Raw genomic sequence first — 10,217 nt, forward strand, 5'->3', positions numbered from 1 at the left:
GAGGGCGTGGAATCCAACAAACTCGACCAGGACCACTGTCGCGCGCCAAGAAGCTGTAAAATCTATGCAACACTTTCGAGCCACAGAGCGGCGGGCGACCATGTCTTTGGAACAAGAGATTCAGGATGCAAGTAAGCAAATCGCAACGGACAGTTACTCAATGTCCGTTGGCGAATTCATTTCACTTTACAAGGACGGCGAAGTCGATATTCATCCAGATTTCCAACGGTTCTTTCGATGGTCCGACTTCCAAAAATCTCGTTTCATCGAGTCATTGCTTCTCGGACTTCCAGTACCGCCACTATTTGTTGCACAAAATGAAGGCTCTAAATGGGATTTGGTTGACGGTCTTCAGCGTGTGTCAACGATTCTTCAGTTGGTCGGTGAACTTCAGAAAAGAGACGGAACGGTTGAAACTCCGCTAGCGTTATTGGCAACCCGATACTTACCACAGTTGGAGGGTAAAGTTTGGAATGCGTCTGCGGATCAGCCAGAAAAGGAATTGCCTGCTGAGGTGAAGTTGCGTATCCGTCGAGCACGGCTTGATATCAAAATTGTGCTATCAAAAAGCGATCCGGATAGCAAATTCGAACTTTTCGACAGATTGAACACAGGAGGATCGGTTGCCACGGAGCAGGAAGTGAGAAACTGCATGCTGCTTATGGCAAATCGCGATTTCTTTGAGCAATTCCAGAAGCTGGAGGAGTTTCCAGAATTTAAAGCCTGTACTCCATTGACCGAGAAACAATTATCAGAGCAATACGACCTTGAGTTGATTGCTCGGTTTATGGTTCTGCGGAATATGGAAATTCATGCGTTGGCGCAGAAGCGCGATCTACATTCTGTTTTGACGGACGGTATGTTGGCTCTTGTTAAATCAACGACCTTTAACTGGGAGCGTGAACTGGAGATTTTTAGAGGCACATTCAGTGCTCTCCAAGTCCTAAAAAGTGAAGACGTTTTTCGCCGATTTGATCCCAATCAGAATCGCAATCTTGGCCCATTTTTGTTGGCTGCGTTCGAAATTTTCGCGTTGGGATATGCATACAATTTAGAGCTCGGTCGCGCCCCTACGGCAGATCTTCTTGCCGAACGATATGTGCATATTTGGACCACGTACGGGGATCGCATTTCCAGCACAGGGCGAAGGGCTTCAACTCGATTAGCGGAAACTGTCGCACTAGGCCGAGAGCACCTGGCGGCATAACAATGAAGATTCGGACACTGGACGATTTGGTTGCCAGCATTGATTCAGAGTTGGCTTGGCGACGCCGAGAAATGCACAACTTTAGTGGGGCAGTTGCTAACGGAAGATCTTCGCTCCTACCTCATGTCTGTAGAGCGGGTGTTTTGCTTGCTTATTCCCATTGGGAGGGCTTCGTAAAAAACGTTTGCCTAACCTATGTGGAATATGTTTCCAGAAAGAAGCTGCCCTTCGATCAACTGGCAACAAACTTTGTGGCGCTTGCATGCATGCGTGCGCTTAGGGAGTCGGGTCAGTCAAAATCACCATTACCGTATATTCAATTAATTGATTTTCTTCGATTAAACGGATCGGAGGTAAGTCGAATACCATTTAAGGATTCGGTTGACACAGAGTCGAATCTGTCAAGTGAGGTTCTGCACAAATTGGCCACGGCCCTAGGAATCCCGCTTGATGACGTATTCTCTATGAAAAAGCAGTTTATTGATAGAAATTTATTGAAAACTCGGAATGAGATTGCTCATGGTGAGCGGACGGAGATTACCAGCGAATTTGCGTCGGAAATATTTTCCCAGGTCGAGGCTTTGTTGCTAGGATTTAAGAGCGCCGTAGAAAATGCTGCGGCTCGGCGGCTGTTTGAGCGCAGCCCGTTAGCTTGATATTGAGGCGAGCGGGGGGCCCTCTACCAGTGCATGTTGTCTTCTACCATCTATCCAATTAGCCTCCATTCTCAGAGCAAGCTAGGAGTCTTCCGATTCGCCACCGGCCGGATATAGCGGGCTAGCATGGCGTCTGACCGGTGCCCCGTTTGCTCCTTGATCTGGTGAGGCTGTAAACCGGCCTCGGCGGCAGTCGTGACGTATCCCGCCCGCAAGCTGTGCCCAGAGACGACAGTCGGATCACCGCCGGCCCTCTTGGCTGCCACCTTCACGATCAGCGCGACCGACTGCGCAGACAAGGCTGTGCAGCCGACCTTGTCGTGCCGGCTCACGGCGCGGAATACCCAGCCTGAGGTAATCTCAGCCAATTCCAGCCACTGCCACAGTGCCTTGACAGGACATCGCGTGCCTCTCGCGTGCGGAATGAACACGGTGCGCCCCGCGCCAGCCTGGTCCGTCTTCGAGCGCCGAATCAGGACTTCCAGCCCGTTGGCATGTTCGGTGATGTCCTCACAGCGGATGGCCACCAGTTCGGAGCGCCGAAATGCTCCGGCGAAGCCCACCAGGAGCAGTGCGCGGTCGCGCGCTGCCTGCATCGGCTTGCGCTTATCCACCATCACTAGCATTTCCAGTAAGTCATCCTTGACGAGGGCCTTGGCTTGGCGCTGTCGTGTTCCCAGTGTCCGCCGTACCCCCGCCATGGTTTGTTTCACCAGGGCATCCCGCGCCGGGGAGTCCAGCCCCTTGTCGACATGCGCTCGGTGGATGGCAATCAGCCGCCGCTCTATGGTTGCAACGGCCAAAGTTGCTGCCAGCTCGGCGATGTAGGCAGCCAGCTGCTGCGGCGCCGCCGGAATCCTGCCTCCCTTGCTTTGGAAGTGTCGCACATCAGCAGCATAGCCGCGCTGGGTCGCAGCCGAGCGGGCCGCCGCCACGTACCCATCGACCGACAGGCTTTGGCGGCGTGTAGCACCGTTTGACTGACCTGGTGTGGGCTGAGCATGGGCGAGCGTCGCCCCACCGAGTTTGGTGTCGTTTTTCATGGCTTTTTTGAGTAGTGTGAAGTGAGCCTTTTCGTTAGCTTGGCTACCGAAAAAGCGCGGCGAGGTTGCCGCGTGAGAAAGGGGCGAAGGTACTGGCGCTATGCCGCAGTATCCGAGCCCGTGTAGGAAGTTGAGCAACGTGAGCTATTTGGCGGGCTGTAGTCCGCCGTGTGCTTCCGGCATGTCGCGGACAGTTCCTGCGCGAGGGGGATGAATTCACCGAGATCGGCCATTAGCCATCCGACCGCCGCGACGGGTCCCCCAGAAATGTCGCTTACTCTAATTTGAGTCGCCGCATGCGCGAAGAGCATTCCGACTGCCGACAAGCCCAAGTGAACAGTCTGCATAGCCGCCTCGGTGCACACGGCAATACGAACGAGCGCCTCCGGGTCAGCACTCACATAGTCGATCACGCCTGACGGAGCAACGGGGAGCGACGGTAGCGCCAAGAAAAGGTCATGCCTCGGCCGCTTGGTGGCCCTTGTCGACAACGGGGAAAACGCACTCAAAGGTTACAAGGCCATGGTTCAGTACTCCCGCGGCATTAGTAGTGTTGTCACACTCCGGTCAGCCTCTGTGATGATCCATATTCTTTCTCCAGCCACTTCGTAGGCCGACAAGATGCGAAGCCCTTGCTCGACAGCGAATCGGTTCGCCTGCGCATCCTCGGCAGGCACGAGGCCCCAGTCGCCATGGACATGGCGTGCGAGGAACGGTGCGGCATTGACGCCGTGGTGTGCCAGGTGAGCAAATACAGCTCGCGTGGCAACAACCTCCCCGAGGGGGAACAATGGTGGCGACATGGCGCCGCTAGAGTCCGACTGAGCGCCGGCTGTAGCCTGACAGTTTGTAACGGGCATTCTTGGATCTTCCGACAGTGAGCCGCCCCGTCATCGCAGACTCCAGAATGCACAAAAGCCAAGGCGGGGAGCCTTGGCTTTTGAATGAGCAATCACGAGTTGTGGCAACGACGGTAGGTCGCGGCATGGCGCGAAATGTGCCATTTCGACAGGCTACGCCGGGGCTTGTGTCAGCGCAAGCGCCATGCAACTTTGGCAATTGTGATCAATCCGGCCATTTACCGAAGTCGACCGAGGATTGGGGCGATGGCGTTGATGGCTACGCAGTGCAGCACTACGCTCAGGCGACATTGTTAGGGATCTGCACTATGTTCGCTCCCGGCTGCCAGGAAAAGACATTCGCTGTGTGGACCCCAATGGTTGCTCGTCCGTCATAGCCGCCAGTCTGCGGCGCATGCCTAACCATTCCAATTCGGCTGAGAGGTCCCAAACTGAGTTCACGGCAGATGCTGACTAACCTAAAGAATGGCCCCAGCAGAGCCGTTAACAGTGTGTGGGCCGTCATGGCCGAGACCGCCTGGCCTAGTGCCGGTAATGGAGCTTTCGATGCGAGTGTCGTTGTCGACGTTTACTTTTGCGTTTCTTCTTCTCTTTTCCGCAATACCGGGCACAGTGGCGGCGTCCGGTACCCCCGCCTCTCCTCCCCAAAACACCGAAAAGTGGAAGGCGACGGAGAAGTTATGGGCGAATAAGCAGATCGGCAAATACTACTGGGTCCACCCGACCACGGGGAGCAACACCACGACCTTCTTGCAGACAGCCGAAACCCTAAGTCCGAAGCGTAAGCCATCGTTTGAGGTAACCAAGATTGAGCGGGTCAAAGTTGTTCGTGTTGACACTGATGGCATTGAGCGAGGCAATACTGCCTACTGGTTGTATGTGCAGTTTGATGACAGCGTTGTTGCTATGGTGCCCGCCTTCCAGGTCCAGCGTGCAAGCGCGTCGGCGCGCCCTACCGATCTCTTCAACAATTTTACTAGCGTTGATCCGAAGGTTGCGGCCAGAAAAGAGGGGGTCAGCATCGGGATGACAAGGGAGCAGGCCCTGCGCTCGAGTTGGGGAAAGCCTCGCGCGGTGAACAGCACTCATACTGCTCAGGGCACGAGAGAGCAATGGGTGTACGACGGTGGGTACCTCTACTTCAAGAACGGAACCCTCGAGTCTGTTCAGAATTAATCAGGCTTGAGCGCCGCGCGACAACTCAAGGGCCGTAAAATATTATCTGTTGTGGCTCTCGGGACGTCCGCTTCTAGGCCGAAACGGACGTCAGAATGCGGCTGGAGAAAGCCTCCCAGTTGGCGAGGTTCGAGTTATAGGCACCAGATGCGCCGGCGCGCGAGGATGTCGACATTCGGGCCGCAGAGGATCACTGGAGGCAGCAAGTGGGATCGGCCGCCGATCAACCGGTCCAGCACTATGAATGGGCGGCAAAGCAGGAGGGCGCCCCCTGCTTTGAGTGAGTCGAACGGACACTTCCGCGATATTGACAGTCCGATTTGGGTCGTCCAATGTCGTTGCCATCGCCAGCCGCTCACGGCCAAGGGGACGCGGATCACCCAGCGTGTTCAACGCGGCACGGGGTGTGGCGTTCTACCAACTGCCATAGTGTCGCACGATGGCTCGCCAAAACGCATCAGCGTCCTTGGCTAAGGTCGTTTGGCCAGGCTTGGCCGTCGCATTGGCTGCCGTCTGCACCATTACGAGTTTCAGTTCCGGGTCGATCAGAATCATCTGCCCATAGACGCCGAGGAAGGCAAAGCGCCGTTTCTCGCCGGGGAAGACCCAGAACTGATACCCATAGCCATAATAGGGGGTCGCCTTACCCGGCTGGAACGCCTCCGGGAAACGGTGCCAATCCGTCGCATCCAGAAGGTAATCCCGAGAGATGATTTGCTTGTGTTGAGGGTCGTCAGGCCGCACGCCGTCATTGGCCAAGACAATGCCCAAGCGGCCGTAATCCCGCAGCGTGGCGTTGAAATTTCCTGCTGCGATCTCAAGTCCCGTGCCATCAACACGCCATAGTGCCGATGTTTCCGCGCCGATGGGCTGCCATAGGCACGGTGTCAAGTATTCGCTAAGCGTCATGCCGGTGGCCCCTCGCAGGACAACCGCGAGCATGTCCGTCTGGGCGCTGCCATATGAGAATCTCGCCCCTTGCGGCGCATCGCGCTCCGTAATGAGGTTCGCCGCGGCCTCCACGCCATCACGCGCGGCTACCAAGCCAAAGCGCGCGAGATCATCCTTGCCGTCATAGTTCTCCGTGAACCGTGCCCCCGAGGCCATACGCAACAGGTTACGGATCGTGGTGCCGCCATACAGTGTGCCCGCCAGCTTGGGCGCATAGCGTTCCGCGGGATCATCTAACGAGGCGATCTTCCCCTCATGGAGCGCAATGCCGACTGCTAAGGAGGTAATCGACTTCGCCATCGAGTTGGACAGGAAGCGATGCGATGGCTTGCGGTCGTACTGATACCGCTCCACCTGAATTACGCCGTCCTTGATGATCAGCAGACCCATGATGCGCTGGCGGGCCAGGTAGTCATCCACTGTCAGCCGCTTGAGGTGATCCACATCCCAGCGGATCGACGGTTCGCTGTCGCTACGGGACAATGCCATCGGCGAGTCGCTCGGGGCGAGTGCGTTGACCTTGATCCGTGGGATCTCTCCCTGGGATGAAAATGAACCCACCCGAACGGATTCATCGAAAAAGTAGTTGTTGAGGGTGCCAATCGGGTAGCCCTGCGCTTTGCCCAACTTGTCTTCATCAGGGGCCGCGCTAGCTGAGCTAGCGATTCCAGTCAGAAGCAGAGCCAGCACGAGTCGTTGTGAGCGTTTCATGGCTTTTTCGTGATTGTCAGGAATGTGACGACTCGGCAGAGTCTTTCGCTATCGATGGGAAGGTACTTCTACAGTCCGAAGGATAACAGCGAGCCAGCGGCAAGATTCCCGCTACTTTGGCGGGGAGCATCTTTAAGCCTGCTAGTCGCCGGCTTGGGAACGTCCAGCCGGCCGAGATGCCGCCCCATCGCCGCGAGGAGATTGCACGCTGTAAAGGTCCACAGCGCACACGCGCATTCGCTCAACAATGAGGACCAAGACATGAACATCCACACACTACTCGACCGGCTCAAAAGATATGACTTCTTCATCTACCGGGTCATAGAGATTGACCGAGGTCACCAGATTCATCTGGGCTGCGGCATAAGGATCAGCGTATATCACAACAAGACCATTCTGGTTCAAGGCAAATTCATAGAGAGAACGCGCGACGAGGCGCTGCCGATTCTCCAGTCCATCCTGCCGCCGGCGACCAAGTGGCAGTGCGACCTAGGAAAATATCGAAAGCGTGTCAAGCCTCCGGTCAGTAAGGAGCTTCTCGACAAAGTGTGGACCGCAATGGCGAAGCGGTAAGTATGGCCGGACCGGTATCGCGGCCGGCCCAGCGACGACCTCGGCAGGAAGCCTCCAATAAGATGGCTAGTCTCCCCCGACTTGACGCCGCATCTCATCCAGCAGCGACAGCGTCTCTATCTCAAGTTAGAAGCGAGGATAAGTCACTGGATCGCTGGTGACAATCTGCTCCATTTGGAAATCGGGTATATCGGTGAAGTGCCAGCCGCTCTCGGTTTTCACCATGCGCCCGTGTCCACGCACTTTGATGGCAATTGGAACAGGGATCTGCTTCTGGCCAGATTTGGCCGCCTCATCTGCCGCGATGCGCATGAATTGAAGCTGCGACACTGCCGTAATATTTTCACAAGGTTGGATGCGCTTTAGTTCGGCTTTGAACTTTTGCCGCAGTGCCGCCGCCTCCCGGACGTCAGGATCGTTCGCAACCGCGCTACCCGAAACAACCCCAGAGTTGCCGGTCTGGAAGTGTCTACCCGCCTCCAGGGAAGCTTGCTCGTATGCTATTTGTATCTCCTGCACTAGCGCTGCGAGCGCGGACCACTTAGCGAACAGAATGGCGGCGGCCTCCTTTCCACCCTTGATGGAAACGGTGTGCGAGAACGCGACGTCGTATCCCTTTCCATTGGCTTCTGCGCCATCTGTCTTCTTTATGTCAGAGAGCTCAAGAATTGAGCACTGGTAGGCAACGGCCAGTTCCTTCTGTATGTCGGCCGTTTCGGGCCTGGACGAGCACGCTGATAGGCCAGCAATGGAGGCGAATACGGCGACTGCCCCAACTCGCTTGGCAGTCGTGGTGATTAAGGTTGGCATCTGGTTCTCCCGATCAGCGTCTGCCGATAGTTGATGGTCTTGCGCATCAGAGCACGGACAGCAACGAATAGACTTGTTCGGCAAAACTCGCGCACCAGACGACGGCGTAAGCCTTGCCGTGGCCGAATGCCTTGGCCCGCCTGAACAGGTACGTGAAGATGTTCGTGGGCGCTGGTACCCCAATCTTTTGGAGGTTGTAGCCTTGGGCTTGCAGCTTCAGGTAATCAATGCGCAGGAAGGTATAGATCACCGCCAGCTTGAACACCCATAGCTTGATCAAGCCCAACAGACTCCAAGTGGTTGGTAAGCCGCCGGCAATGAGCATGAGCAGGACCGCGATAAATCCCGCCAGCGTTGGCCCAAAAGCCGCCAGCCAAGCAGTCCAGTTCCGCACCGCCGAAAGCTCCGGCTCTTTGTGCGCGGCTTGGGCGCTGGCCTCTTGCCCGGTCAGCGTCAGCATGACTTGACGCAGGGCGGCGGCATTGGCCGCGAGGAACTGATACGTCTCACCAGTCTGCGTCTGAACCGCCCATTTGGTTCCGAGGCCGTGCTTGACCTCCCGAGCCGAGCTGATGTCGGCTTGGCTCAGCGTGATCGTTCCCCGTTTGTCGCCGTGGAAGACAAAACGCTGGTTCGTTCCCACCGCGCTTCCTTGCACGATGCTAAGCGCGCTCTTGAGGAGGGAGGCGTCGCCCTCGAAGAGGATTTTTTCGTCCGTCTGAAGTTGAATCATGGATGTCATTGTTGTCGTCAAAGAATGAAAAACATACTTTACGTTTGGTACAACCTCGAAACGCTACCACAAACCAAACTCAAAGTGTGTGGTGCTGAGCACTCTGGTCGGAAAGACTTCCACCATGGGAAACCCAACGCAAAAGTGTGGAGCGCAGCTGCTGTTCGCCGCCAATATGCGGCGCATTCGCAAAGCGAAAGAGCTGACGCAAGAAAAGGTCGCGGAAGCCGCCGACCTGCACGTGAACTACATCAGTTCTGTGGAACGCGGCGAACGCAACATCTCGATCTGCAACATCGAGAGGATCGCATTCGCCTTGCACGTACCAATGAGCCATTTGGTCGCCCGTCCCGAGGAACCTGACTCAGGCGGCCAATAACCTCATTCATGGTCTCCTGATGGCGGCCACGGCAGGGTAATCATTTCCCGTCCTTCGCCGGCTTGCTCATGGGGTGAACCCCGATAAACCAGGATGGGTGGCATGCGTCGAAGTCCGTGCGGATGTGCATGCTCTGCTCTATCCATCCAGCAGGGTCGACCATGTACTCAATAACGATCTTGGGGTCATGGCTGGCCTTGGCTCGGTGGAAGAGCGTGTGCCGGCCAATCTCCGTGTCGGGGTCATAGTCCACCATGGCTATCGCCAGATCCGGCAAGTCAGCGGTACTCGTAGCCTCTTTGTAGACGGTCGCCACCCATCTGTGGTGGGCCAGCAACGCCGTAATCAAGTGTTCCGTAATCCAGTACGGCCCGTGAGCAGGGTGGTCGAATTTGTCGATGGCAAGCTGACGAATCTCGTCCAGTGTCTTGCCAGTAATCATGGCAATGCAGGCAAAGGCACAGTCAAAATCCCCTTGCTGCTGCACGCGCTGATATGCAGGTTGGAAGCTAGTCGTTGTGCTCGCGACGGATGTCGGAATGGTGGCCATGGGGCACTCCTCGAAAATGCAAAAACGAAGTGCGCAGCAACGCCTGCCTGGCGGCATCGGACGGATTGTCGTTGGTCTGGGGAAAAATGGGAGACGAACTCCAGCAAGCTGGTTCTGCTGATTCGCTCAGGCGGGCACTGCGGCGCGAGTGACGACCGAATGGCGCTACGGCTAACTGAATTCGGTCGATTCAGCAGCGTAGCATCGGCTTTAGTGACCAATCAACCACAAAAAAACTTTGGCCATATGCGCCAGAAAAAAAACGGGCCCCTGGATCGACCGATGGCTGTCCTCTCTCTCCTCCCATCGGACTGAATCTAGTGCGCGGGTTCGTCAGTGATGGCCAAGATGGAAACGCACGCTTGGGGACAAACTTTTTTTTCGGAGCAACTGTCTATCGCTGCCTACTGACGGCTCGCAGCCGCAGCATGCGACGCATGACGGTATTTTTGACGGTATACCTCGCTTGCCTTGCTGCGGAGCCCTTACCAGCTAAGGCTGTCCCGGCCGTTTCGATATAATCGCGCGCTACGTGGAGCGCATGCTGAGCGCGCCGAAACCAGCCTGA

The 10,217-nt window shown here is 56.2% G+C and carries 10 protein-coding genes; 5 read left to right on the forward strand and 5 right to left on the reverse strand.

What is annotated here, in order from left to right; genetic code table 11:
• The coding region (locus tag P3W85_RS23550) for a DUF262 domain-containing protein (protein WP_276266555.1) at nucleotides 1-1,207 on the forward strand (1,207 nt) is incomplete at its 5' end.
• A gap of 2 nt (nucleotides 1,208-1,209) precedes the next feature.
• Nucleotides 1,210-1,863: an MAE_28990/MAE_18760 family HEPN-like nuclease gene (locus P3W85_RS23555; RefSeq protein ID WP_276266556.1), complete on the forward strand. Its 654-nt coding sequence runs from the start codon at nucleotides 1,210-1,212 to the stop codon at nucleotides 1,861-1,863.
• A 71-nt stretch (nucleotides 1,864-1,934) separates the two neighbouring features.
• Here P3W85_RS23555 and P3W85_RS23560 read toward each other — a convergent pair whose 3' ends face one another.
• Entirely contained in the window at nucleotides 1,935-2,906 is a 972-nt protein-coding gene (locus tag P3W85_RS23560) for a site-specific integrase (RefSeq protein ID WP_276266557.1), read from the reverse strand.
• Between the two features lie 1,406 nt (nucleotides 2,907-4,312).
• Between P3W85_RS23560 and P3W85_RS23565 the strand changes: the two genes are divergently transcribed.
• A complete protein-coding gene (locus P3W85_RS23565; protein WP_276266558.1) occupies nucleotides 4,313-4,942 on the forward strand; it encodes a hypothetical protein in 630 nt (209 codons plus the stop codon).
• A 414-nt stretch (nucleotides 4,943-5,356) separates the two neighbouring features.
• Here P3W85_RS23565 and P3W85_RS23570 read toward each other — a convergent pair whose 3' ends face one another.
• The gene (locus P3W85_RS23570) at nucleotides 5,357-6,604 is read right to left on the reverse strand and encodes a serine hydrolase domain-containing protein (RefSeq protein WP_276266559.1); all 1,248 of its coding nucleotides are present in this window, start codon (nucleotides 6,602-6,604) and stop codon (nucleotides 5,357-5,359) included.
• Between the two features lie 261 nt (nucleotides 6,605-6,865).
• Here P3W85_RS23570 and P3W85_RS23575 point away from each other — a divergent pair, with 261 nt between their 5' ends.
• Nucleotides 6,866-7,177 (forward strand): hypothetical protein, encoded by a 312-nt coding sequence (locus tag P3W85_RS23575; RefSeq protein WP_276266560.1) that lies wholly within the window; start codon nucleotides 6,866-6,868, stop codon nucleotides 7,175-7,177.
• A gap of 126 nt (nucleotides 7,178-7,303) precedes the next feature.
• Here the strand turns inward: P3W85_RS23575 and P3W85_RS23580 are convergent, their stop codons facing one another.
• Together P3W85_RS23580 and P3W85_RS23585 are read right to left on the reverse strand one after the other, a co-directional pair.
• Nucleotides 7,304-7,987: a hypothetical protein gene (locus P3W85_RS23580; RefSeq protein ID WP_276266561.1), complete on the reverse strand. Its 684-nt coding sequence runs from the start codon at nucleotides 7,985-7,987 to the stop codon at nucleotides 7,304-7,306.
• Between the two features lie 46 nt (nucleotides 7,988-8,033).
• Nucleotides 8,034-8,720: a hypothetical protein gene (locus P3W85_RS23585; RefSeq protein ID WP_276266562.1), complete on the reverse strand. Its 687-nt coding sequence runs from the start codon at nucleotides 8,718-8,720 to the stop codon at nucleotides 8,034-8,036.
• Between the two features lie 124 nt (nucleotides 8,721-8,844).
• Between P3W85_RS23585 and P3W85_RS23590 the strand changes: the two genes are divergently transcribed.
• Nucleotides 8,845-9,099: a helix-turn-helix domain-containing protein gene (locus P3W85_RS23590; protein WP_276266563.1), complete on the forward strand. Its 255-nt coding sequence runs from the start codon at nucleotides 8,845-8,847 to the stop codon at nucleotides 9,097-9,099.
• A gap of 40 nt (nucleotides 9,100-9,139) precedes the next feature.
• Here the strand turns inward: P3W85_RS23590 and P3W85_RS23595 are convergent, their stop codons facing one another.
• Nucleotides 9,140-9,649 (reverse strand): hypothetical protein, encoded by a 510-nt coding sequence (locus P3W85_RS23595; protein ID WP_276266564.1) that lies wholly within the window; start codon nucleotides 9,647-9,649, stop codon nucleotides 9,140-9,142.
• Nucleotides 9,650-10,217: the final 568 nt, after the last annotated feature.

Origin of the sequence: Cupriavidus basilensis (genome assembly GCF_029335485.1) — a bacterium.
In the GTDB taxonomy this organism is placed as follows: domain Bacteria; phylum Pseudomonadota; class Gammaproteobacteria; order Burkholderiales; family Burkholderiaceae; genus Cupriavidus; species Cupriavidus basilensis_E.

Coding starts and splice junctions, on each gene's coding strand:
- P3W85_RS23560 (WP_276266557.1), bottom strand. CDS start 2,906: ATGAAAAACGACACCAAACTCGGTGGGGCGACGCTCGCCCATGCTCAG.
- P3W85_RS23575 (WP_276266560.1), top strand. CDS start 6,866: ATGAACATCCACACACTACTCGACCGGCTCAAAAGATATGACTTCTTC.
- P3W85_RS23590 (WP_276266563.1), top strand. CDS start 8,845: ATGGGAAACCCAACGCAAAAGTGTGGAGCGCAGCTGCTGTTCGCCGCC.
- P3W85_RS23570 (WP_276266559.1), bottom strand. CDS start 6,604: ATGAAACGCTCACAACGACTCGTGCTGGCTCTGCTTCTGACTGGAATC.
- P3W85_RS23565 (WP_276266558.1), top strand. CDS start 4,313: ATGCGAGTGTCGTTGTCGACGTTTACTTTTGCGTTTCTTCTTCTCTTT.
- P3W85_RS23585 (WP_276266562.1), bottom strand. CDS start 8,720: ATGATTCAACTTCAGACGGACGAAAAAATCCTCTTCGAGGGCGACGCC.
- P3W85_RS23595 (WP_276266564.1), bottom strand. CDS start 9,649: ATGGCCACCATTCCGACATCCGTCGCGAGCACAACGACTAGCTTCCAA.
- P3W85_RS23555 (WP_276266556.1), top strand. CDS start 1,210: ATGAAGATTCGGACACTGGACGATTTGGTTGCCAGCATTGATTCAGAG.
- P3W85_RS23580 (WP_276266561.1), bottom strand. CDS start 7,987: ATGCCAACCTTAATCACCACGACTGCCAAGCGAGTTGGGGCAGTCGCC.